Raw genomic sequence first — 22,082 nt, forward strand, 5'->3', positions numbered from 1 at the left:
TGGCTTTTCACGCGCCGCACAAAGCGCTAGATCGTCCCGTACAGCGCGCGCGGCCGATCGCGCAGCGTGCGCGCGAGAATCTGCAGGGCGCGCGCCAATTGCTCGCGCGAGCTTGCGCACGCGAGATTGATCCGCACACCGTGCTCGATGGTCGAGCGGTCGACGGCGAACGCCGAAGCGGGCATCGTGCTCACGCCGCGCGCCTGCGCGTTGGCGGCGAAATCGTCCGAGCGCCACGGTTCGGGCACGCGCAGCCAGACGAACATGCACGCGGGGTCGCTGTTGAGCAGGTCCGGCGGCAGCAGTTCGCGCGCGAGCGTCTGGCGCGCCTCGAGCTCCACGCGCTGCGCCTCCAGGATGATCTGCGCGGTGCCGTCCTCGATCCAGCGCGTGGTGATGAGCGTCGAGAGCGGCGCGGGCATCCACGCGGTCGTGCGCACGGCCTCGGCGGCCAGCGCGGCGCCGTGCGGCGGCGTCAGCAGATAGCCGATGCGTAGCCCTGGCGCCAGGATCTTCGAGGTGGACGCGATATGGAAGGTCAGCTCGGGGCACAGGCTCGCGATGGTCGGCAGACGCTTGCGCAGGAGCGGCCCGTAGACGTCGTCTTCGATGATGGCCACGTGATGCCGCCGCGCGATTTCCGCGAGCGCGAGCCGGCGTTCGAGGCTCATCGTCACGACACTTGGATTCTGCAGATTCGGCACGGTGAAGATGGCCTTCACGCGCATGCGCTTGCACGCGTCTTCCAGATGCTCGGGCAGCAGCCCGTCGGCGTCGCTCGGGATGCCGACGAGTTCGAACTGGAACGCCGGCGCGAGCGCCTTGAGGCCATAGTAGGTGAGCTTGTCCGAGAGGATCACGCCTTCGTGGCCCATCAGACTGCTCAGAACTGCGTAGAGCCCATGCTGCGCGCCGCTCGTGACGACGAGATTCTCGGCGGAGGGCGTGAAGCCGGGCGCGGCGATCCATTTGGCACCCGCCGCGCGTGCCCATTCGGGGCCTTGCGGCGGTTGGTACTCCTGTGTTTCCGCAAAGCGCGGGTCACGCGAAATGACGGCCATGGTGCGCGCGAGTTGTGTGAGGAACTCGCCGGTTGCGGGGCGATTGACCGTCAGGTCGATGACACCGCTCGTGCCTTCGCCCGGTGCTTGTGCGTTGCGCTGTGCGCTCGTATGCACAGCCGGCATCGCGCCGCCGGTGACGATCGAGCCGCGCCGCTTGCTCGCGACGATCAGGCCGCGTGCCTGAAGCTCCTTGTAGGCGCGCGAAACAGTCGACACGTTGATGCCCAGTTCGATTGCCAGATCGCGTTGCGGCGGTAGCCGGCTGCCGGGCGGGTAGTGTCCGCTGCGAACCTGCTCCTCGAGATTGCGCGACACCTCGAGATAGGTGGCCTGACGCCCTTTTGTATGGCTATTGCCGTCGGATTTTGTCTGGTTTTCGTCCACTTTCATTCAAGTAATAACTCCATACAAAACTCGGTCTCCCGCCACTGCAAGCTTTTGCATCCAATTCGGTGCGTCGCAGCTTTGCTGCATCTTAAACCCAATAACCTGCCATATGGCAAGAGATTTGCCGGATTCCGGTCGGGCGCACGGCGTCTCTCCAGGGAAATTCCTGGTCTCCACACAAAGAATTTTTATTTGCACACAAAAATTTATTGTGTGAGTATGAGTCCACGGTTTTGTTTGGACACAGGTGCGACGCAACCCGCACTTTAGTACATGAGGAGATGCTCGTGGCAATCCAGCAACCCCCGTCGCCGCACGGCTTCGGTGAACCCGCAACGAACCGGAAGAAGTAATGGCTCGAGTGGCTGTCATCGGCGCGGGATTCGTGGGACTCTCGTGCGCTTACTGGCTCATGCGCGACGGGCATCGCGTCACGCTGTTCGACGCGCAGGGCCCGGGCGAGGGTGCGTCGTACGGCAATGCAGGCACGTTCGCGAACTACGCGTGCATTCCCGTCAACAACCCGGACGTGTTCCGCAATCTGCCACGCTTTCTGTTCTCGGCGACCAGCCCATTGCGGATTCGCTGGCGCGATGCGCCCACACTCGCCCCCTGGCTCGCGCGTTTCTTGCTTTGCGCCACGTCGCGCCGCTATGAATGGAGCGCGAGGGCGCTCGCGCAAATGCTCTCGCGCGCATTCGAGGGCTATCGCGAGATGCTCTCGGCAAACGCGCTTGGCGCGTTCGTGCGCGAACGCGAATGCCTGTATCTGTATTCGAGCAAGGCATCGTTCGAAGCGTCGCAGCCGTCGCTGGCGCTGCGACGCTCGCTCGGTGTGGAGTTCGACACGCTGGAGCGCGACGCGATCGGCGAACTCGAACCGTCTCTCGCGCCGCTGTTCGAGCGCGGCACGCTGTTCGGCGGTAGCTGGTTCCTCAGCGATCCGCGCGGCTTTCTGCGGGTGCTGCATGCCTCGCTGCTCGATCGCGGCATGGAATACAGGCAGGTGACCGTCGAGTCGGTCGTGCCGGACGCGCGTGCGCTCAGGTTGATCGACAGCGCTGGAGCCGCGCACGAGGCCGAGCGCGCGATCGTCTGCGCGGGCTCGCGCTCGGGGCGTTTTGCGCGGCAATGTGGCGACGCCGTGCCGCTCGGCACGGAGCGCGGCTATCACGTGCGCTTTCCGGGCACGTCGGGCCTGATTTCGCGGCCCTGCGGCTGGGCCGAGCGCGGTTTCTACATGACGCCGATGGAGGGCGGCATTCGCGCGGCGGGCACTGTCGAGCTCGCCCGCCACGAAGCGGGCAAGAATGCCGACCTGCTCAGGCTGCTGACGAAGTCGGCGCAAACGGCGCTGCCGGGCTTGCCCGAGCCGGACAGCGACTGGCTTGGCTTTCGTCCGAGCCTGCCGGACGGTTTGCCGGTCGTCGGGCCGTCCAGCCGAACGCCCAACGTGATCTATGCGTTCGGCCACCAGCATCTGGGCGTGACGCTCGGCGGCGTCACGGGCAGCGTGGTCGCCGACCTCGTTGCGGGCCGCGAGAGTGCGCTCGATCTCGCGCCCTATAGTCCGCGACGTTTTTAATCAGTCTTTCTAACGATTTTCTTCAACCACGGCTACAGTCTTCACAAGAGGATGAGCATCATGAACCGTCGCACTTTGATCATCACGATGGCCCTTGGGCTGATGGGTGCGTACGTCTCGTCGTACGCAGACGATCAGGAAGTCGTCAAGATCGGCTTTGCGGGGCCGCTCACCGGGCCGGTCGCGCGCGTCGGCAAGGACCTGCAATACGGCGCGCAGCTCGCGCTGGACGAGGCGAACGCGAAACGTCCCACTATCGGCGGCAAACCGGTCAAGTTCGTGCTCGACGTGCAGGACGATCAGGCCGACCCGCGCACCGCGATCCAGGTAGCGCAAAAGCTCGTGGACGACGGCGTGGTTGGCGTGATCGGTCACTACAACTCCGGGTGCAGCATTCCGGCTTCGGCGGTCTATCACAAGGCGAATGTTGCAATGATCACGCCGGGCTCGACCAATCCGGCGCTCACGCAGCAAGGCTTCGCAAACGTGTTTCGCACCATGGGCAACGACGGCATTGGCGGCGTGATCGCGGGGCGCTTCGCGGTGGACCAGCTCAAGGCGAAGCGCATTGGCATCATCGACGACCGCACCGCGTTCGGCCAGGGGCTCGCGGACGCGTTCGAAAAGGGTGCGAAGGAAGCCAGCGGCAATATCGTCGACCGCGAGTTCACCAACGACAAGGCCGTGGATTTCCGCGCGATTCTCACGACACTCAAGCAGAAGAACGTCGACATGATCTTCTTTGGCGGGCTGGACGAGCAGGGCGCGATGCTCGCCAAGCAGATGCGCTCGCTCGGCATGCAGGCGCACCTGTTCGGCGCGGGGGCGCTCAAGAGCAATGCCTTCCTGCAGATTGCCGGCACGGCGGGCGAGGGCACGCAGGATCTCGAACCCGGCCCCGCGCTCGACAAGCTGCCGTCCGCCCAGGCCTTCGCGAAGCGCTACAAGGCGCGCTTCAATCAGGATGTCGAACTCTATGCGCCGTTCGCCTATGACGCGGCGCTCGCGATGATCAAGGCGATCGAGGACGCCAACTCGCTCGATCGCGCGAAGATCGTCGCGAGCTTCCCCAAGGTCACGGTGACGGGCGTGACCGGCAATATCGCGTTCGATCCGCGCGGCGATCTGATCAAGCCGCCCTATACGCTCTTCGAGGTCCAGCAGGGGCAGTGGAAGAGCTTGCGCACCGTGGGCGGCAACGGCGGCGTTTAGAGGCCCAAGGGCGGGCTTTAGCGCGGGGGCGGCCGAACGCGAGCCGCCTTTAGCGTTGCAGCAAATGCGCGAACAGCGGATACATCGAAGCGACGAGCGCAAGCGCCATCGCGATGTTGAACGTGCGCAGGCGGCGCGGGTCGTCGAGGAAGCGGCGCATGCCGGTGCCGAACGCGGCCCACAAGCAGATGCAGGGCAGGCCGATCACGTAGAACAGCGCGGCCATCACGACGGTGTTGACGCCGAAGTCCGCCGAGAGGCGGATCGTGGTGGCGGCGGTGAGCACCATCATCCAGGCCTTCGGGTTGATCCACTGGAACGCGATGGCTTCGTGAAAGCGCATGGGGCGGCGCTCGCCGCCTTTCTCCTTGATCATGCCCGAGGTGCCGATCTTCCACGCGAGCCACAGCAGATAGGCGACGCTCGCGGTTTCGAGCGTCGTGTAGAGCCAGGGCACGTGCCGGAAGACCTCGCCGAGGCCGAATCCCACCGAGAGCATGAGCACGACGACGCCCGCGCTGATGCCGAGAATATGCGGCACCGTGCGCTTGAAACCGAAGTTGACGCCGGAGGCGAGCAGCATCGTGTTATTGGGGCCGGGCGTGATGGTCGTGACCACCACGAAAAGCATGCCGGCGGGCAGGGCGCTGAGCATTTCGGGCAGCATGGTGCGAGGGCTCCAGGGAAAGGGCCGCGACCGTTGAGGGGCGCGTCGATTGACTGGCAGCCAGTTTAGCTGCGGGAATCTGTACAGTACCGGTACAGATTGGCGAACGAAAGCCGGTACGGAAGGGGAGGCGGTTGCGTTGAGCGCGCCGGGTTTCTCGCTGTGGCGAGGGCTCGATCCTCTCGATCTGACCGGCCCCACCACCGGCGCGTCGCAACCGCAGTCAAGGTAGGATGAGGGCCATGAGCCAGCTTGCCCAAATCCCTGTAGACACCCGACGCACGCGCCTGTGGCCAATGGTTGTGATGGCGTTGGCGTTCTGTTTTCTATGGCAGAGCGCCTTCGCCCAGACGGACGAGCGGGCCGCGAGTCTGCGGGACAAATATCAGAGCCTGACGCAACAGCTCGCGCACAACCCGTTTCAGCGGCCGTTGTACCTCGAATCGAAGGAGTTGCCGTCGGCACTCAACGGCGACATTTACGGCGTGGTTAGCTATCCTTTCGCGGCGGTCAACGGCACGCTCAACGACCCGACTCAAGGCCCTGCCAACTGGTGCGACGTCTTGATCCTGCACTTGAACACCAAGTACTGCCACGCATCGACTGGCGCCGGCGGTACGGTCCTCGCGGTGAATATCGGCAAGAAAACCGAGGAATCGCTTTCCTCGTCCTACCGGCTGCAATTCAACTATCGCGAGGTCGTGGGCACGCCGGATTATTTTCGCGTGGAACTCACCGCCGCCACGGGGCCGCTGAGCACGAAAGACTACCGGATCGTGCTCGAGGCGATACCCGTGGGCAAGAGCCGTACCTTCATCCATCTGACTTACGCCTACGGTTACGGTACGGCCGGGCGGCTCGCGATGAAAACCTATCTGGCGACGATCGGCAGTGGCAAGGTTGGCTTTTCCTCCACCACTGATTCATCGACGGGCGAGGTGCAATACATCGGCGGCGTGCGCGGTCTGGTGGAACGCAACACCGTGCGCTATTACCTCGCCATCGAGGCTTATCTGGGTGCGCTTTCCAGCCCGCCCAATGCTCGCCTCGACAAACGCCTCACTGACTGGTTCGATGCGACCGAGCAGTATCCACGGCAATTGCATGAAGTCAGCCGCGCCGACTATCTGCAAATGAAGCACGCTGAGTATCAACGCCAGCAAATCGCGCAGTAGTTCGCACAGTAGTTCGCGCAGTGGGTGGCTCCGGCATCGGCATCGTGCACGCTCGCCTTACTCCAACGCGCTGACCACGCCCGCCGCCGATCCCGCCGAGCCGCTGCAAAAGCCGGCGTCGGCTACCGCGCCCAATCCGCATCTAATTTCCGCTAACAGGATGTCAAAAAGAGGGAATTAACGTCATTCACCATTTTTAAGATTCGCTTAAGAAATCTGTCATAGGCTCGGCTCTTTCGCCCACCGGTGTCGCAATGGCGCCGGTGCCGGTTCGAAGGCGGCGTGCTGCCCGCGCGGCTTTCCGCCAGTCATCCGTACCCGATCCGTACCAGCAGATGCCCAAATTCGTATCGACGACTTCCCAGGGAGTCGCGGGTAGAGCCATGCTCATTGCCGCGCTCAGCACCGCCTGCACAGCGTGGCTCTCGCACGAGATGCCGAGACCCGGCGCCGAGATATCGCTGCACGCCTCCGACGATCTCCCCGAGCGCGCCATGCGCGATCGCGGCCTCGCGCCCACGCCGAGTGCCGGCACGCCAGACGGCGCCGCGCCGAACGGCGCTGCGCCACGTGTCGCCACGCCAGGCGTCACCGCGCCGCGCGCCGCCACGCCGGGCGTCGCTACGCCGGGCGTCGCTACGCCGGGCGCCGCTACGCCGGGCGTCGCTACGCTCGCTCCCGCGAACGCCGTCGCCCCGGTCCCCATTTATCGCGTCGAGTCCGCTCGGGTCACGCAGCGCTTTTCGGCCACGGCGAGCCAGTTGGGCGCCGATGCCGCCGCAACCGCGAAGCTCGCTCGCGCGCTCGCGGGCAAGCTCGACTTCCGGCACGATCTGCAGCCCGGCAGCCAGGTGCGCCTCGTGTTCCGCGACGGCGCGTCGAATGCCGCCGGCGCACAGGCGAGCGCGTCCGCCAAACCGGCGGGAACCGCAGGGAACGCCGCCGCTGCGCCTTCCGCCGCAGCCGACGACACGCCCGTCGCGATACGCATTTCCACGGGCAAGGAGTCGCACGACCTGTTCCTCTACCGCAAGCTCGGCGGCAAGGCGTTCTATTACAGCGCCGACGGCCAGCCGGCGGCGCCTTCGTTCCTGCGCTATCCGCTCGACTACACGCGCATCTCCTCGGCGTTCTCGCCGAACCGGCTCAACCCCGTCACGCACCGCTGGGCCGCGCACGAAGGCGTCGATTTCGCCGCGCCCGTGGGCACGCCCGTGCACGCGACCGCGCAGGGCACGGTGACGTTCGTGGGCCGGCAAACCGGCTATGGCCGCGTCATCAAGATCCAGAATTTCGGCGAATTTTCGACGACCTTCGCGCACCTCTCGCGTTTCACGAAGTCGTTGCACGTGGGCAGCCAGGTCAGCCAGGGCCAGGTGATCGGGTACGTGGGCAGGACGGGCTGGGCGACCGGGCCGCATCTGCACTATGAGGTCCATGTGGACCACGTGCCCGAGGATCCGCTCACGGTCGAGCTGCCGGTCCGCACGGCCCTGAACGGCAAGGATCTGGAGCATTTCGCGCAACAGGTCCAGCAACTCACGCCGATGCTGTGAGTGTGGCGCGCGCGGTCTTTGCGGGCCGTGCCGCCTTGAGCCGGGGGCGAGCGCTTTATCGACTAAAGTGCGAGGTTATGCACCGGGCGCATTGACCAGGCGTAAATGCGCGTTTTTATCCCCAGGAGCCTCGCCATGACCGAACACGGGCAGCATCCCCCATCCGTTCTGACGTTCCGGAGCGCGCACGATTTCGATACTACGATCTCGCGCCTCAAAGCGGTGCTCCAGCGCGCGGGCGCGGTCGTGTTCGCCGACGTGGACCAGCGCGAGGCGGCGATGCTTGCGGGCCTGACGCTGCGGCGCACCCGGCTCCTCATGTTCGGCAATCCGAAGGCGGGCACGCCGGTCATGGCGGCCAATCCGCACGCGGCGCTCGAATTGCCATTGCGGCTCGTGGTGTGGGAAGACGACGAAGGGCACGCGCAAGTGGACTATCGCGACGTGACGCAAACGCTCGGGCCGCTCTACGCCATCGCGCCCGATCTGCTGGTTCCCTTGCAGCGCGTGACGGGGCTCTTGCAGGCCGCCGTGCAGTGAGACGCGCGGTGCGCTAACCAGCGCCAGCGAGCCCGGCGCGCCGCGTGCGCACCGGCTCCACCTTCATCTCATCGCTTATTGCCCAAAAAATACATCGCATTCCGAACGAGGCCAGCAGGCCTTGCCCGTGCGATGGCCCGAGACGCTTTGCGTATCAGGCGTCCCCCCATACGACATATCGGTTTCGGCCTGAGCTGAAGCATCCGCATCATCGGTCATCGTCTGATGCGCGCGCTGCTGCGAGACCGGCTCGTCCCTCGAGTGCGCAGTTGCAGGCCCACCGGCTGCCAATGCCGCCACGCAGCCGGCGATCAACGCCAATCGGATCTTCATTTCCCTACTCCTTGCGGAGCACAACGCAAAAATGGCCCGGCGCGCGCACGGCCAATGCGTGGCAAACCCACGGCAAACGCGCGGCGCACCACAGCGCCGTGCGCACTCGGGCGGAAGGCCGGGATGCCGGCGCAAAAGGCAGGCTGCCGGACGTGTTAGCTAACTAACTTGTGAACGCGCCTCCGCCGGTTCGGGAGGCGGCGCAGCGTGGCGCGGCGCAAGAAGAAGGAGAGAGCGGGCGCGCAGAGAAAATCCGCGCTGCACTTTCGTTATAGCTCGCGCGCGCAAGAGTGCAACGGCGGCGCGCGCCGATAGTTGCACGTTTCTTTCGAAATTGAAATTTTCGCGAAAGCTTATGGAAATGAGGTGGTCGCCATGCAGTCATGTTCGGATGTTGTAATGCGCTCGCCCTGATGTCAGGCAAATCGAACTGAATTGGGCCTGCATGGCGCGGCGGCGAATCTACACGCATTGGACGCGCCGGCAGGCCGCTAAGACCAACTCGAAGAATCGATGGAGCCCAACCCTATGTATCGCATGTATCGCCGGGCATTACTCGCCGTGCCGTGCGCCGGCCTCGCCGCCACGCTGTTCGCGTGTGGCAGCAGCAACTCGAATACGCCGTCCGCAACCGCACAGGACGCGCTCTCGACCGCCACGCCCATCAAGCACCTCGTGGTGATCTACGGCGAGAACGTCTCGTTCGACCACTACTTCGCGACCTATCCGAGCGCTACGAACCCGTCGGGCGAGCCGGCTTTCACGGCCGCCACGGGCACGCCGGCCATCAACGGCCTCTCGGGCGCGCTGCTCACGGCCAACCCGAACTTCACGAACACGGCCAACGGCGCGGACGCCGCGAATCCGTTCCGCCTCGACCGCACCCAGGCCGCCACCGCCGACCAGAACCACGCCTACACGGCCGAGCAGCGCGCCGGCGACAACGGCGCGCTCGACCTGTTCCCGAAGTACACCGGCAACGCCACGAGCGGCGGCGCGGGCGCCTTCGGCACGAAGGGCCAGGTGATGGGCTACTTCGACGGCAACACGGTCACGGCACTGTGGAACTACGCGCAGAAGTTCGCGATGAGCGACAACGCGTGGACCACGACCTACGGTCCGTCCACGCCCGGCGCACTCGAAGTGGTGGCGGGCCAGACCAACGGTCTTCAGCTCGTGGTCTCGTCGAAGCAGCCGGCCACGGCTACTACTTCGTCGTACTACATTAACGACGGTGCGGGCGGCCTCACGATGATCAACGACGTCGATCCGGGCTACGACGTGTGCTCGAGCACGACCGACACCGCCATGATCAACGCGAAGAACATTGGCGACCTGCTGAACGCGCAGAAGATCACGTGGGGCGGCTTCATGGGCGGCTTCAACCTGCAGACGACCAACTCGAACGGCACGACGGGCTGCAAGCGCAGCACGATCGCGTCGGCGGTGAACGCGTCCACGGCCGACTACATCCCGCACCACAACTGGTTCCAGTACTTTCAGTCGACCGCGAACCCGCAGCATACGCGCCCGAGCTCGACGGCCGCGATCGGCTCGAGCCTGGAGACGGACGGCAAGACGGCCGAGCCCGCGAACCACCAGTACGACTCCGACGACTTCTTTGCCGCCGTGAAGGCCGGCAACTACCCGTCGGTGAGCTTCCTGAAGGCGCCGGCCGCGCAGGACGCGCACGCAGGCTACTCGGATCCGCTCGACGAGCAGCAGTTCGTCACGAAGGTCGTGAACTTCCTGATGCAGCAGCCCGACTGGAAGAACACCGCCGTGGTCGTGACCTATGACGACTCGGACGGCTGGTACGACCATCAGTACATGGCGCCGGTGCATTCGTCGATGGCCACGGCCGACCAGCTCAACGGCAACGGCGTGTGCGGTAGCGGCACGCAGCCCGTGGGCGTCGCGGGCGCGCCGGTCAACGGCCGCTGCGGTCCGGGCACGCGCATCCCGTTCGTGGTGATTTCGCCGTGGGCGAAGGCGAATTACGTGGATCACACCTTCATCGACCAGGCCTCGGTGGTGCGCTTCATCGAAGACAACTGGCTCGGCAGCGCGCGTCTCGGTGGCGGTTCGTTCGACGCGGCGGCGGGCGACATGCGCGGCATGTTCGATTTCGGCGGCAAGGGCAACTTGCCGGTCCTGTATCTCGACGGCTCGCAAGGCACGCAATTGAGCGCCGCGCCGGCGATGTGATCGACGCCCGGCGCAAGGCCAACCAGGGGCGCGCATGCTGTGAAGCGCGCCCTCGGCTGCGCACTCGCTAGAGGCCTCGCCCCGGGCTTTTGCATCGCTTGTCCATACCGATTCGGTGACGTCGGCCGAGTCCCACGCCGTGTCGCGCATCCTCGAGATCGCACACGGCTTTCGGCTTTCTGGTCCGCCAGGAACAACGCAATATGTCCGAGTTTTCCTCTTCCTCTTCCTCTTCCTCTTCCTCTTCCTCTTCCTCTTCCTCTTCCTCTTCCTCTTCTGCTTCTTCCTCGCCCCCTGCGGCAAGCGTCAAGGCGAAGCCTGGGCGCTTCACGTCACGCTTCGCGTCACGCCTCGCCGCAGTCGGCGCAGCCGCCGCGCTGGCTTTCTGTGCCTACGCCGTGGCATTTCCCGCCCACGTGCCCGAGCCCGTTGGCGCTATCGTCGAGAATCTCACCGGCGCGAATCCGCATCCGGTCGTGTTGCAGCGCCCGCCCGTGGCGCCGCTTTCAGCCATGGCCCAGCTCGGCAAGCAGCTCTTTTTCGACCCGGCGCTTTCGGCTTCGGGCAAGCAGTCGTGCGCCTCGTGCCATAGCCCCGAGCACGCCTATGGGCCGCCCAACGGACTCGACGTGCAGCAGGGCGGGCTCGCGCTGACGCAGCAGGGCTACCGTCCGCCGCCGTCGCTCATGTATCTGTATCGCCAGCCGAATTTCAGCATCGGCCCCGACGCGGGCGAAAACGACGACGCGCCCACGGTGGCACAGCAGGCCACGGCCGCCGCCGGTGTGGTGAAATCGCAGAAGACCGCGGGCGGCCCGTCGACCTCGGTGGAGAGGGTGCCGCAAGGCGGGCTCTTCTGGGACGGCCGCGCCGACACCTTGCAGCAGCAAGCCTATGGCCCGCTGCTCAATCCGGTGGAGATGGCGAACACGAGCGTCGACCAGGTGGCCGCGAAGTTGCAGCACGCGTCCTACGCGAAGCGCTTCACGGAATTGTTCGGACCGCGAATCTTCGACAATCGCAAACTGCTCGTCTCCGAAGCGATGTTCGCGATCTCGCGCTATCAGGTGGAGGATCCGTCGTTCCATCCGTACAACAGCAAGTACGACCGCTGGCTGGAAGGGCACGCGCGCCTCACGCAGGCCGAGTTGCGCGGGCTGCGCCTCTTCAACGATTCCAATAAGGCGAACTGCGCGGGCTGCCACCTCTCCAAGCCGGGCAAGGATGGCCTGCCGCCGATGTTCACCGATTACCAGTACGAGGCGCTCGGCGTGCCGCGCAACGGCAAGCTCGCGCAGAACCGCGACCCGCATTTCTTCGATCTGGGCGTGTGCGGGCCGTTTCGCGCGGACATGAAGGACCAGACGCAGTATTGCGGCATGTTCCTCACGCCCACGCTGCGCAATTCGGCTGCGCGCACGGTGTTCTTCCACAACGGCATCTATCACGACCTCGATCGGGTGATGGCGTTCTACAACGAGCGCAACACCGATCCGGGCAAGTTCTACCCGCGCGACGCCAGGGGCAAGATCGAGAAATACGACGACATCCCGCCGCAATACCGGAGCAACGTGGATGTGACGGATGCGCCGTTCGACCGCAAGTTCGGCGACAAGCCGGCGATGAACGACGACGAGATCCGCGACCTCGTCGCGTTTCTGAAGACGCTCAACGACGATCCGGTGTCGCCGCCTTGACCTGATTGCGGCCGGCCTGCGGAGAAGGGCGCCTACTTGCGCTCGTGCGCGAGATGAATCGTGACGATGACCGAGGCGTCGTCGAGCGCTTCAAGCGCGTGCGGCTCGCCCGCGCCCAGCAGCAGCATCTCGCCCGCCTGCATCGTGAGCGGCTCGCCGCTCACGAAAAAGCGGATCACGCCTTCGACGCATTGCACGGTGATCTCGCCGGGCACGCTATGTTCGGGCAACTGCTTGCCCGCCGGCAGCACGAGGCGTATCACCTCGAGTTGCGCGGAGCGGATCAGCGTGGTCGACTTCGCGTCCTTGAGCGTGCCGCCGAGCGGACGCACATCGAAGACTTCGCCCGGCGTGGCGTGAGCAATGGCCATGATCGTCTCTCCGGCTCAGGACACGAGTTTCGCGTTCAGCGTGATTTTCGCGTTGTTGGCGAACAGTTTCGACACGGGGCAGTTCTCCTTGGCACCGGTCGCGAGCTTCTCGAAGGCGGCCTGGTCGATGCCCGGAATCTTCGCGCTCATGTCGAGCTGGCAGGCCGTGATCGAAAAGCCTTCGCCCACTTTTTCGAGCGTGACCGTCGACTTCGTTTCGATGCTGTCGGCCTTGAAGCCCGCCTCGGTGAGAAAGAGCGAGAACGCCATCGTGAAGCAGCCCGCGTGCGCGGCGCCGATCAGTTCCTCGGGATTGGTGCCGGGGCCGCTCTCGAAGCGCGAGGCGAAGCCGTAGGGCGCGTCCTTGAGTACGCCGGTCTGGGTCGAGATCGAGCCCTGGCCGTCCTTGATGCCGCCATGCCATTTGGCGGTTGCCGTCTTTTGCATGATGTGTCTCCACAAGAGCGAGGGGGAAAGCGCGATGCGCGCAAGCGGCATGCCGCGCGCCGCCCCGTTATGGACGTGCGCCGCCCGCGTACCAGGCCGCCGCCGCGTCGATTTCCTCGGCGGTCATGTTGCGCGCGATGTTGCGCATCTGCTCGGAAATGTCGTTGTGGCGCGTGCCGTCCGCGAAGGCTGCAAGCTGGGCCTTGGTGTAGACCGCCGGCAGGCCGTCGAGCCAGGGGCTGCCCACCTTGTGGTCGACGCCGCCGTGGCACGAGGCGCACGCCGGGATATTGCGCATCGGCGCGCCGAGCACGACGATCGCGGGCGGCTCGCCGCGCACGCGCGCCGCGGGCGGCAGCGAGGCGTAATAGGCCGCGAGGTCGCGCATGTCCTGGTCCGAGAGATGCTGCGCCATCGGCGTCATGACCGCGTTCTTGCGCGCGCCGCTCTGGAAGTCGAGCAGTTCCTTGTACACCACGCCCGCGAACTGGCCCGCGAGATTCGGCGAATTGGCCTCGCTCATGCCCTTTGGACCGTGGCACATCGTGCAGCGCAGTGAGAGCGTGGTGCCGCGTCCGATCGAGAGCGGGGTGGCGTCGTCGAGCATGTGCGGCGTGAGCTCGACCGTGCTGACCTTGTAGCCGGGCGTAACCGGCATCAGCGGCGTGCCCGCCTGATACCACTGGCGCGGCACGCCGGCCGCGCTGCAAATGGCGTTCCAGATGCCCTGGAACTGCGCATCGCGTTGCACGGAAGGCAGCCAGACGAAGCCGATCAGCGCGGAACCCACGAGCGCGAGTATCGTCGCGCCCACGCTCGCGCGGAACCACATATTGCGTAACGTGAACAGGCGTTCTTCGCTCATCGTGGCGCTCCAATTGGAATCGCGGGCACCGACGTGTTGGGTGTCGAGAGCAGTTGGGCGATGGGGTAGCCGTAGTTGGTGATCGTGAGGGCGATCATCAGCGCGACCCACAGCGTGAAACCGTTGAGCGCGGCGGGCAGCACCGGCGATTCATGCACCGGCGCACTGAAGCGGTATTCCTCGGGCGCCTGGGCGGCGCTGCGATGGCCTTGCAGCAGCACCACGAAGAACAGGATCGCGGAGATCACGAGAATCAGCCCGCCCACGGCCGAGAGGGTCACGAGACTCGCCTGCGCGGCCAGCGCGGGGTCGGTGTAATCGAAGTAGGCCATGCGGCGCGGCATGCCGAGAATGCCCACGAGGTGCCACGGAAAGGTGGTCACGATCATGCCGATGAACCACAGCCACAACTGCCAGCGCATGAGGCGCCAGTTGGTGAGCGCGCGGCCCGTGAGTTGCGGCCACAGATCGTAGGCAATGGCGAAGTACATGATGACGATCGCGCCGCCGAAGATCAGGTGGAAGTGGCCCGTGATCCATTGCGTGTTGTGGATCGGCTGATCGAGCTGGTAGCTCATGTTGATGAGCCCGCCCGCGCCGCCGAAGCCGAGCATCACGAACGAAAACGCCACGGCGAGCATCTGCGGGTTTTGCCACGGCAGCTTCGCGATCCAGCCGAACACGCCCTTGCCGCCGCGCAGCCGCCCGGCGATTTCGACCGAGGCACAGATCGTGAAGACCGTGAGCAACGTGGGCACCGATACGAGCGCCGTGAACGCCGATTGCAGGAACTTGAAGCCCGAGCCCACCTGCGGGTCGGTGAAGAGGTGGTGCAGGCCGATGGGCATGGCCACCACGAGAAACAGGATGAACGAGATGCGCGCCATCGAATCGCTATAGAGCCGGCCGCCAATCGCGCGCGGAACGATCGTGTAGTAGCAGATATACGCCGGCATGAGCCAGAAGTAGACGATCGCGTGCAGGGTCCACGAGAAGAACACGCGTGCGAGGCCCGCGTCGATGGTGCTGCGCCAGCCGAGCGCGACGGGCAGGATCTGGAACAGCACCTCGATGGCCGCGCCCACGGCGGTCCAGCCCCACAGATACGCGCCCGCCGTGGTCGCGAACATTGCGAGGGGCACCGGCTTGCCGGGATTCGCGCGCTTCCAGGCGGTGAAGTTTACGCTCATCAGCGCGACCCACACCCACGAGCCCACCACCACGAACACGACGCCGATGTAATAGAACGCGTTGGCGATCATCGGCGGATAGAACGTGTAGAGCACCGAGGCGCGGCCGAGCGCGACCGTCACGGAGGCGGCGACGGCGCCCAGCGCGAGCAGAATGAAGCCGAGCCATGCCCAGCGTGCACCGATGAGCGCTCGCTTGAGCGAGAGCTCGGTCACGGCGTAGCCGAAACCCATGGCAATGAGCGTGGGGAACGCGTAGCCCATCACGGTGCCGTGCTCGGTGACCGAACGGTAGTAGAGCTCGGGGTCGTGCAGCCACGGATGCAGCGGGCTGCGCACGAGCATCTGCCATGCGCCGAGCAGCAGCGCAACCCCGAAGAGGATGAACGCGAGCCAGAAGTGGGCGAGCACGAGTCGCTTGTTATTTAGCACAGCTCAGTCTCCGCGAATGGTTCTCCGGAAGGGCGGCCATCTTCATGAAGGTGTCGCGCTCGACGACCTTCACGTGCGCCCACATGCCCTGGTGACCCGTGCCGCAATATTCGTGGCACGGCATGAGATGGTCGCCAGGCTTTTCGAAGGTCGTGTGGAAGGTGGAGACGTAGCCCGGCTCGACCATCGAATTGAGGTTGGTATCGGTCACGAGAAAACCGTGCACGACGTCGGCGCTGGTGGCGCGAAAGGTGATGGGCGCGCCCGCCGGCACCACGATGCATTGCGGCGTGAACGAGTATTGCTGCGCGAGCACGCGCACCGTCACGGAGCCGTCCGGCTCGAGCGCGCTGCCCAGGTTGGTTTCGACGAATTCGCCGGAGACGTGCAGTGTTTCCGGGCTGATGGTCTCGACGCGCGAAGGCGGCATCATGGCCCAGTGCAGGCCGGTGTAGACGGTCATCGCCACCAGCACGAGAACGAGCGCCACCATGAGCGTGGCCCAGCGGCGCTCCACGCGTGCGGCGACTTCGGCGCTGGCATGGGGATCGGTTGGATGCGTGGACATGAGGGCGGTTGGCGCGAGATTGAGTGAAGGGGGGGCGAGCGTGTTGCGCGGCGATGGCTCAGTAGCGCTTCAGTCGGCTCATCTATTGAATGACGCCGCGCGGCAGGAACACCAGGAAGTAGAACGCAAACCAGATCGCCGCCACGATGGCCGTGGCAATGCCGGCGAGCGCGAGCGCCCCGCACGGCCCGCGCCGGACGATCTCGTCGACCTGCTCGTGCTGCGGGCGCTCGCCAGGTTGTTGAGTAACGGGTGTTTCGATCATCGCGGCCTCAGGTTGAATATTCGCGACACACCTTGGAAAAGCGGCTCAAAAAAACGGCTCAGAAAAGCGGCGCAGAGCGCAGCGCGTTCACCTCGCGCCCGGAAACCGGCGTGCCGTGATTGCCCCATGCCGTGCGGACATAGGTGACCACGGCGGCCACTTCCTCGTCGGAAAGCAGTTGCGCGAACGGCGGCATGCCATAGGGCATCGGATTCTTCTTCGTGCCCGGCGCATAGCCGCCGTTGAGCACCATGCGGATGGGGTTCACCGCCGAGTTCATCTGGATCGACTGGTTGTTCGCGAGCGGCGGGAAATGCGGCAGCTTCCCCTGGCCTGCGGTGGCATGGCACTCGGCACACTGCGCTTCGTAGATCTTCTTGCCGAGCGGCGAGAGACGGTTGGCTTCCTCGGTCACGAACGGGCTCTTGGGCGACTTGTCGACCTCGTTCGAGTGGCCCGGCAGCGACTTCAGATAGACGGCCACGGCGCGCACGTCGTCTTCGGTGAGGTACTGGAAGCTGTCGTAGACGACCTCGGCCATCGGCCCGTACACGGCGCCGCGATTCGATACGCCCGCGTGCAGCAGGTCGACGATGTCGTTGATGCTCCAGTCGCCCAGGCCCGCCTCCTTGTTCGAGGTGAGCGAAGGTGCGTACCAGTTTTGCAGCGGGATCAGGCCGCCCTGGAATTCCTTGGAGGCGGTGTTGCCGCCTAGCGCGTTGATCTCCGTGTGGCACATCGTGCAATGCCCGAGGCCCTCCACCAGATATGCACCGCGATTCCATTCGACCGATTGCTTCGGATCGGGCTTGAATTCGCCCGCGCGGAAGAACAGCGCGCGCCAGCCGATCAGGAGCTGGCGCTGGTTATACGGAAAGCGCAGCGTATGCGCTCGATTGGCCTGATGCACCGCAGGCGTGGAAAGCAGATAGGCATAGATCGCGTCGGAGTCGGCGCGCGTGACCTTGGTGTACGACGCGAACGGCATCGCCGGATAGAGCAGCGTGCCGTCGCGCGACTTGCCCTCGTGCAGCATGCGGTAGAACTCGTCGGCGCTCCACGCGCCAATGCCGTATTGCTTGTCCGAGGAGATGTTCGGCGTATAGAGCGTGCCGAACGGCGTTTCCATCGGACGGCCGCCGCCGAAGATCTTCTGCGAAGGCACCGTATGGCAAGCGATGCAATCACCCGCGCGCGCAAGATACTCGCCGCGCACGAGCTGCTCGGCATTGCTCGCCACGGGCTTGGCGTTGGCCGTTGCGGCGGCGGCAGCAGCGCTCGCCGCATCCGCTGCATTGGCCGCAGGCGCGCCGCTCTGCGCGTTCGCGGCGCCCGCGCAGAAGAGTGCGGCGCTCAGCGTCAAGGTGCGGGCGAAGGCTTTCGTCCGCGTTGAAGTCCGTGTTGAAGTCAGCGTTGAAGTCAGCGTTGAAGTCCGCGTTGAAGTCAGCGTCGGAACCGGCATCGTCGGGATGAGGGATCGAAGTTTGCGCACGTCGAGGCCTCGGCTAGTTGTGGGCGCTGCCGCACGCGAGCGGCAAGTGCGCGGACGCGGCGGGCGTCGGGTCGGCGGGCGCGGGCTGCGAGGCGAGCCATGCGGCGATGGCCGTGATGTCGCGTTCGGCGAGATGCGAGGCGATGTCGTGCATGCAGTCCGGGCTGGCAGCGCGGCGCGTGCCGTAGCGGAACGCGCCTAGTTGGGCGCTGATGTAGTCGGCATGCAGGCCCACGAGGCCAGGAGTGGCAGGCTGCATGCCGGTGAGCGAGGCGCCGTGGCACGCCACGCACGCGGGCACCTGGCGATTGGGCGCGCCGTTCATGACGAGCGACTTGCCGAGCGCGAGCGTGGACGCATCCACCTTGGGCGTGGCGGGCGGCGGGTAAGGCGGACGCTCATGCGCGAAGAACTCGGCCATCTGCTTGAGATAGGCGTCGGGCAGATACGCGAGCAGATAGTTCATCGGCGGATAGCTGCGGCCACCGTCGCGAAACGCGATGAGCTGGTTGTAGAGATAGCCGGCGGGCTTGCCGGCGAGGCGCGGGAAGTAGTCGTTGTCGGTGCCTTCGCCGTGCGCGCCATGACATGCGGCGCAGCCCATGACGCGGGCCTGCATCGTGTCAGGCGCGGGCTCCGCGGGCGGGGCTGCGAAGGACGCGGCGCATGGCAGCGCGAGTGCCACGGCGCAGAGGACAACGCGGACGATGCGGTTTCTCAATGATTCCCTCGTTGCGGATTGTGGACGGCATGTACGGCATGTACGGCACAAGCGCGATGCGATTCGATATCAGTTGAGGCGTCATCCGGCGCGGTAATGGGTTCGCTCTTGAGCAGCGCCTCAAAGCCAATTGCCAACTGCGAGCCAATTGCGAGGCAGCTACGCGGCGACTGCGTTCCGGCGCGCATCTTCTGGAGCACATTATCGTGGAAAAACGCGATCTGTCGAGATGAACGTGTACAAATTGTCGGCGGTGGTTTTTTTAATCCGGCCTTTGAATAAAGACGTTTGCTAACACATCGATCTCGCGGACGCAAACGCGGGCGGTATCAATAGATACGGAATCCGAATTTATTTGCGAGAGCGCGCGTGGCGGGTCGAGAGGCAATTGCGAGGCAGCCAGGCGCGCTGCCGATCGTGCCGGCAAACCCGGTTGTCCGATGTCTTCGTGGGTGTCGGAATACGCTGCGAATCCGCGTTATTGTGCGCGATATGGGGGGCAGTCGTTTGGTTGTCCGACGACGTATAATGAAATGAAATTCGCATTTCAAGGAGGGGACGATGGCCGAGTCGACCGCCGCGCCCATACCCACCCGCACCAAGAGCACCACCAGCACGACCAGCACCACCACCCGCGGTCGCAATCTTGCCGAGCAGGCCGTCAACTACATCAACGAGCAGATTGCTGCGCGCACGCTGAAGCCCGGCGACAAGCTGCCGACCGAAAGCAGTCTCATGAACGCGCTGGGCGTGAGCCGCACCGTGGTGCGCGAGGCCATCTCGCGGTTGCAGGCCATGTCGGTGATCGAGACGCGTCATGGCATCGGCAGCTTCGTGCTGGAGCCGCGCCGCGAGCCGCTCGAACTCGAAGTCGTGCCCGCGAGCACGCTCAACGATCTGCTCTGCGTGCTGGAGCTGCGCATCAGCCTCGAAACGGAATGCGCGGGACTCGCCGCGCAGCGCGCGAGCGAGCGCGACCTCGCGAATATCCGCACGGCGCTCGATGCGATTTCAGCCGCCACGCGCGCAGGCGGTGACAGCGCGGGCGCCGATCTGCAATTCCACGTCGCGGTGGCGCGCGCCACCGGCAACCGCTATTTCGTCGATATCCTCACGCAGATGGGCGCCGCGCTCATTCCGCGCCATCGCATCGATTCGGCCGGTATCGCGCATAGCGATCCCAAAGCTTATGCCGAGCTGGTGAATCGCGAGCACGAGAGCATTTTCGAAGCCATCGCAAGACGCGATCCGGAAAGCGCGCGCGCCGCGATGCGCATGCATCTGTCGAGCAGCCGGGAGCGGCTGCGGCGGGCGGCGGAGGGGGCTTGATATCATGGGCTGGATCTCAATGTGAGGCTCGCATCAATGCGACGCACATCGTAGAGCAGGCCGTGCTTTTTGTTGCCGCCATGCGCGCCGGGTTCTTGCCAGATAACTCGAGCGACACCGTTTGATCTAGCTGGCGCGCGGGTACTTGCTCGCCGCGCAATAAAGAAAAGAAAGGCGAAGCCATTTCGCTCGCTGCGCCGAATGACGCGCAGATCCTGATCTCCATCAGTGCGTCGACTGATCTCTCGCACAAAATTCCCCCATCCCTGCGCTGCGCGGAGCCACTGTGGCTTGTCCGAGCCGTGCGCCGCCGCATTGCCCCATCAATATGGTGATCTGCCAGCCATCCCTTTAAGGGCGTCACCCGACATATGTCATCGTACAACATGACATGGCAACCGATAACGCCAAATTGTCCACGGAACCCCGCGGGCCGGGCCTTTCGCCCCAATAACCAGGCTTATTCAGGGCAAGAAAAGGGTAAACACCACATTGGAGTGATCGTACAACCTCGCTACAATGTCGTCAGACAACGTACCACGATGCGCCTTGTCGATGTCAGGCCTGTCGACCAGGGCGCCAAATTGGAGACAACCCCGATGTCCACTTCGTCCGACCGCAATGAAGACCTGCTGGATTCCGCCAGCGCCAAGGTCAAGCGTCATGTCTTGCCGCTGTTCCTCATCATGTACATCGCGAACTATATCGACCGCGTGAACGTCGGCTTCGCCGGCGCGCACATGAAGGCCGACATCGGTCTCTCGGCGGCGGCATACGGGCTCGGCGCGGGTCTGTTCTTTGTCGGCTACGCGATCTTCGAAGTGCCCTCCAATATCCTGATGCAGAAGTACGGCGCGCGCGCCTGGCTCACGCGCATCATGGGCACATGGGGCATCGTCGCAGCGAGCATGGCGTTCGTGCACAACGACACCTCGTTCTACATGCTGCGCTTCCTGCTCGGCATCGCGGAGGCGGGCTTCTTCCCAGGCGTCGTCTATTACTTCGCGCAATGGCTGCCGCAAAAGGAGCGCGGCAAGGCCGTGGCGATCTTCCTCGCGGGATCGGCGTTTGCCTCGGTGCTGTCCGAGCCGGTCACGGGCGCGTTGCTTTCGGTGCACGGCTTCGGCCTCTCGGGCTGGCAGTGGATGTTTCTGATCGAAGGCGCGTTCTCCGTCGTGCTGTGCGGCGCGAGCTGGCTCGTGTTGAAATCGCGCATCCGCGACGCACACTGGCTTTCCAGCGCCGAGCAGAATGCGCTCGAAACCTGCATGGCGAACGAGCAGTCCGAGCGCGAAGCCGCGACGGGCGCGCGCGTGCCGGTCATGCGCTTGTTGCGCGATCCGCAGATTCTGCTGTTCTGCTTCCTCTATTTCGCGATCCAGTTGACGATCTACGCGGCCACTTTCTGGCTGCCGACCATCATCCGCAAGATGGGCGGCCTTAGCGACTTTCAGGTGGGTTTGTACAACGCGATTCCCTGGATGATCGCCATCGTCGCGATGTACTGCTTCGCGCTGCTCTCGGCGAAATTCCGCTTCCAGCAGGCCTGGCTCGCCACTGCGCTCGTCATTGCCGCGTGCGGTCTGTTCGCCTCGACCTCGGGGAACCCGGTGTTCTCGTTCGTCGCGATCTGCTTCTCGGCCATCGGTTTCAAGGCGGCTTCGTCGCTGTTCTGGCCGATCCCGCAGGGCTATCTCGACACCCGCGTGGCGGCTGCCGTAATCGCGCTCATCAATTCGCTCGGCAATCTGGGCGGCTTCTTTGCCCCGGCCACGTTCGGTTACTTGCAGCAGCACACGGGCTCGATCACGGGCGGGCTCTACGGCCTTGGCGTGACTTCGTTGATCGCCGCCGCTGTCGCGTTCCTCGCGCGCAACAAGCCCGCGCGCCGCGCTTTTGTCGATGCGCCGGTGCAGGGCAGCGCGCAGTGAGCCATGGTTTTCCAGGCGCGGTGCGCCGCATTTTTTAGAGGTAGTGC

21 protein-coding genes are annotated in these 22,082 nt (G+C 64.8%); 9 read left to right on the plus strand and 12 right to left on the minus strand.

What is annotated here, in order from left to right:
* Positions 1–26 precede the first annotated feature (26 nt).
* Complete coding sequence (locus L5014_RS08575) at positions 27–1,454, minus strand: aminotransferase-like domain-containing protein (protein ID WP_238463148.1); 1,428 nt, start codon at positions 1,452–1,454, stop codon at positions 27–29.
* 349 nt (positions 1,455–1,803) lie between these two features.
* Here L5014_RS08575 and L5014_RS08580 point away from each other — a divergent pair, with 349 nt between their 5' ends.
* Positions 1,804–3,036, plus strand: coding sequence for an NAD(P)/FAD-dependent oxidoreductase (locus L5014_RS08580; RefSeq protein ID WP_238463149.1), 1,233 nt, complete (start codon positions 1,804–1,806; stop codon positions 3,034–3,036).
* A gap of 60 nt (positions 3,037–3,096) precedes the next feature.
* Positions 3,097–4,248: a branched-chain amino acid ABC transporter substrate-binding protein gene (locus L5014_RS08585; protein ID WP_238463150.1), complete on the plus strand. Its 1,152-nt coding sequence runs from the start codon at positions 3,097–3,099 to the stop codon at positions 4,246–4,248.
* A 49-nt stretch (positions 4,249–4,297) separates the two neighbouring features.
* Here L5014_RS08585 and L5014_RS08590 read toward each other — a convergent pair whose 3' ends face one another.
* Entirely contained in the window at positions 4,298–4,915 is a 618-nt protein-coding gene (locus L5014_RS08590; protein ID WP_238463151.1) for a LysE family translocator, read from the minus strand.
* Positions 4,916–5,157: 242 nt separating this feature from the next.
* Here L5014_RS08590 and L5014_RS08595 point away from each other — a divergent pair, with 242 nt between their 5' ends.
* The 3 genes from L5014_RS08595 to L5014_RS08605 all read left to right on the plus strand — a co-directional run bounded on the left by L5014_RS08595 (position 5,158) and on the right by L5014_RS08605 (position 8,186).
* Positions 5,158–6,090: a hypothetical protein gene (locus L5014_RS08595; protein WP_420800031.1), complete on the plus strand. Its 933-nt coding sequence runs from the start codon at positions 5,158–5,160 to the stop codon at positions 6,088–6,090.
* A 383-nt stretch (positions 6,091–6,473) separates the two neighbouring features.
* Positions 6,474–7,646, plus strand: coding sequence for a M23 family metallopeptidase (locus L5014_RS08600; protein ID WP_238463152.1), 1,173 nt, complete (start codon positions 6,474–6,476; stop codon positions 7,644–7,646).
* Between the two features lie 135 nt (positions 7,647–7,781).
* Positions 7,782–8,186: a DUF302 domain-containing protein gene (locus L5014_RS08605; RefSeq protein WP_238463153.1), complete on the plus strand. Its 405-nt coding sequence runs from the start codon at positions 7,782–7,784 to the stop codon at positions 8,184–8,186.
* A 75-nt stretch (positions 8,187–8,261) separates the two neighbouring features.
* Here L5014_RS08605 and L5014_RS08610 read toward each other — a convergent pair whose 3' ends face one another.
* Positions 8,262–8,519, minus strand: coding sequence for a hypothetical protein (locus tag L5014_RS08610; RefSeq protein WP_238463154.1), 258 nt, complete (start codon positions 8,517–8,519; stop codon positions 8,262–8,264).
* Between the two features lie 537 nt (positions 8,520–9,056).
* Between L5014_RS08610 and L5014_RS08615 the strand changes: the two genes are divergently transcribed.
* Together L5014_RS08615 and L5014_RS08625 are read left to right on the plus strand one after the other, a co-directional pair.
* Entirely contained in the window at positions 9,057–10,727 is a 1,671-nt protein-coding gene (locus L5014_RS08615) for a phospholipase C (RefSeq protein ID WP_238463206.1), read from the plus strand.
* A 203-nt stretch (positions 10,728–10,930) separates the two neighbouring features.
* Positions 10,931–12,424, plus strand: coding sequence for a cytochrome-c peroxidase (locus tag L5014_RS08625; RefSeq protein ID WP_420800032.1), 1,494 nt, complete (start codon positions 10,931–10,933; stop codon positions 12,422–12,424).
* Positions 12,425–12,456: 32 nt separating this feature from the next.
* Here the strand turns inward: L5014_RS08625 and L5014_RS08630 are convergent, their stop codons facing one another.
* The 8 genes from L5014_RS08630 to L5014_RS08665 form a co-directional block, all read right to left on the minus strand.
* Positions 12,457–12,795 carry a cupin domain-containing protein gene (locus L5014_RS08630; protein WP_238463155.1) on the minus strand — a complete coding sequence of 113 codons (339 nt, stop codon included), beginning with the start codon at positions 12,793–12,795 and terminating at the stop codon, positions 12,457–12,459.
* A gap of 15 nt (positions 12,796–12,810) precedes the next feature.
* Positions 12,811–13,242 carry an OsmC family protein gene (locus L5014_RS08635; protein WP_238463156.1) on the minus strand — a complete coding sequence of 144 codons (432 nt, stop codon included), beginning with the start codon at positions 13,240–13,242 and terminating at the stop codon, positions 12,811–12,813.
* Positions 13,243–13,309: 67 nt separating this feature from the next.
* Positions 13,310–14,107: a c-type cytochrome gene (locus L5014_RS08640; RefSeq protein ID WP_238463157.1), complete on the minus strand. Its 798-nt coding sequence runs from the start codon at positions 14,105–14,107 to the stop codon at positions 13,310–13,312.
* On the minus strand, positions 14,104–15,729 hold the full coding sequence (locus tag L5014_RS08645) for a b(o/a)3-type cytochrome-c oxidase subunit 1 (protein ID WP_238463158.1): 1,626 nt from the start codon (positions 15,727–15,729) through the stop codon (positions 14,104–14,106). Before L5014_RS08645 ends, L5014_RS08640 begins: the two co-directional genes overlap by 4 nt.
* Complete coding sequence (locus L5014_RS08650; protein WP_238463159.1) at positions 15,719–16,297, minus strand: cupredoxin domain-containing protein; 579 nt, start codon at positions 16,295–16,297, stop codon at positions 15,719–15,721. Before L5014_RS08650 ends, L5014_RS08645 begins: the two co-directional genes overlap by 11 nt.
* Before the next feature lie 82 nt (positions 16,298–16,379).
* Positions 16,380–16,562 (minus strand): hypothetical protein, encoded by a 183-nt coding sequence (locus L5014_RS08655; protein ID WP_238463160.1) that lies wholly within the window; start codon positions 16,560–16,562, stop codon positions 16,380–16,382.
* Between the two features lie 58 nt (positions 16,563–16,620).
* Positions 16,621–17,985: a c-type cytochrome gene (locus L5014_RS08660; RefSeq protein ID WP_238463208.1), complete on the minus strand. Its 1,365-nt coding sequence runs from the start codon at positions 17,983–17,985 to the stop codon at positions 16,621–16,623.
* A gap of 82 nt (positions 17,986–18,067) precedes the next feature.
* Positions 18,068–18,673: a c-type cytochrome gene (locus L5014_RS08665; protein ID WP_238463161.1), complete on the minus strand. Its 606-nt coding sequence runs from the start codon at positions 18,671–18,673 to the stop codon at positions 18,068–18,070.
* A gap of 663 nt (positions 18,674–19,336) precedes the next feature.
* On the opposite strand from L5014_RS08665, the gene L5014_RS08670 reads away from it, so the two are divergent.
* The gene (locus L5014_RS08670) at positions 19,337–20,104 is read left to right on the plus strand and encodes a FadR/GntR family transcriptional regulator (protein ID WP_238463162.1); all 768 of its coding nucleotides are present in this window, start codon (positions 19,337–19,339) and stop codon (positions 20,102–20,104) included.
* Between the two features lie 16 nt (positions 20,105–20,120).
* On the opposite strand, the gene L5014_RS08675 is transcribed toward L5014_RS08670, so the two are convergent.
* Positions 20,121–20,330, minus strand: a complete 210-nt coding sequence (locus L5014_RS08675) for a hypothetical protein (RefSeq protein ID WP_238463163.1) — start codon at positions 20,328–20,330, stop codon at positions 20,121–20,123.
* Positions 20,331–20,703: 373 nt separating this feature from the next.
* Here L5014_RS08675 and L5014_RS08680 point away from each other — a divergent pair, with 373 nt between their 5' ends.
* Positions 20,704–22,035: an MFS transporter gene (locus L5014_RS08680; RefSeq protein ID WP_238463164.1), complete on the plus strand. Its 1,332-nt coding sequence runs from the start codon at positions 20,704–20,706 to the stop codon at positions 22,033–22,035.
* Positions 22,036–22,082: the final 47 nt, after the last annotated feature.

The sequence above is a fragment of the Paraburkholderia tagetis genome (genome assembly GCF_022213065.1).
GTDB classification, from domain to species: Bacteria; Pseudomonadota; Gammaproteobacteria; order Burkholderiales; family Burkholderiaceae; genus Paraburkholderia; species Paraburkholderia tagetis.

What these genes read in the sequence shown, in the direction of transcription:
- L5014_RS08650 (WP_238463159.1), bottom strand. Translation starts at nt 16,297, where the DNA reads ATGTCCACGCATCCAACCGATCCCCATGCCAGCGCCGAAGTCGCCGCA.
- L5014_RS08585 (WP_238463150.1), top strand. Translation starts at nt 3,097, where the DNA reads ATGAACCGTCGCACTTTGATCATCACGATGGCCCTTGGGCTGATGGGT.
- L5014_RS08605 (WP_238463153.1), top strand. Translation starts at nt 7,782, where the DNA reads ATGACCGAACACGGGCAGCATCCCCCATCCGTTCTGACGTTCCGGAGC.
- L5014_RS08655 (WP_238463160.1), bottom strand. Translation starts at nt 16,562, where the DNA reads ATGATCGAAACACCCGTTACTCAACAACCTGGCGAGCGCCCGCAGCAC.
- L5014_RS08680 (WP_238463164.1), top strand. Translation starts at nt 20,704, where the DNA reads ATGTCCACTTCGTCCGACCGCAATGAAGACCTGCTGGATTCCGCCAGC.
- L5014_RS08625 (WP_420800032.1), top strand. Translation starts at nt 10,931, where the DNA reads ATGTCCGAGTTTTCCTCTTCCTCTTCCTCTTCCTCTTCCTCTTCCTCT.
- L5014_RS08640 (WP_238463157.1), bottom strand. Translation starts at nt 14,107, where the DNA reads ATGAGCGAAGAACGCCTGTTCACGTTACGCAATATGTGGTTCCGCGCG.
- L5014_RS08590 (WP_238463151.1), bottom strand. Translation starts at nt 4,915, where the DNA reads ATGCTGCCCGAAATGCTCAGCGCCCTGCCCGCCGGCATGCTTTTCGTG.
- L5014_RS08670 (WP_238463162.1), top strand. Translation starts at nt 19,337, where the DNA reads ATGGCCGAGTCGACCGCCGCGCCCATACCCACCCGCACCAAGAGCACC.
- L5014_RS08610 (WP_238463154.1), bottom strand. Translation starts at nt 8,519, where the DNA reads ATGAAGATCCGATTGGCGTTGATCGCCGGCTGCGTGGCGGCATTGGCA.
- L5014_RS08575 (WP_238463148.1), bottom strand. Translation starts at nt 1,454, where the DNA reads ATGAAAGTGGACGAAAACCAGACAAAATCCGACGGCAATAGCCATACA.
- L5014_RS08630 (WP_238463155.1), bottom strand. Translation starts at nt 12,795, where the DNA reads ATGGCCATTGCTCACGCCACGCCGGGCGAAGTCTTCGATGTGCGTCCG.
- L5014_RS08665 (WP_238463161.1), bottom strand. Translation starts at nt 18,673, where the DNA reads ATGCAGGCCCGCGTCATGGGCTGCGCCGCATGTCATGGCGCGCACGGC.
- L5014_RS08600 (WP_238463152.1), top strand. Translation starts at nt 6,474, where the DNA reads ATGCTCATTGCCGCGCTCAGCACCGCCTGCACAGCGTGGCTCTCGCAC.
- L5014_RS08635 (WP_238463156.1), bottom strand. Translation starts at nt 13,242, where the DNA reads ATGCAAAAGACGGCAACCGCCAAATGGCATGGCGGCATCAAGGACGGC.
- L5014_RS08580 (WP_238463149.1), top strand. Translation starts at nt 1,804, where the DNA reads ATGGCTCGAGTGGCTGTCATCGGCGCGGGATTCGTGGGACTCTCGTGC.
- L5014_RS08595 (WP_420800031.1), top strand. Translation starts at nt 5,158, where the DNA reads ATGAGCCAGCTTGCCCAAATCCCTGTAGACACCCGACGCACGCGCCTG.
- L5014_RS08675 (WP_238463163.1), bottom strand. Translation starts at nt 20,330, where the DNA reads ATGGAGATCAGGATCTGCGCGTCATTCGGCGCAGCGAGCGAAATGGCT.
- L5014_RS08615 (WP_238463206.1), top strand. Translation starts at nt 9,057, where the DNA reads ATGTATCGCCGGGCATTACTCGCCGTGCCGTGCGCCGGCCTCGCCGCC.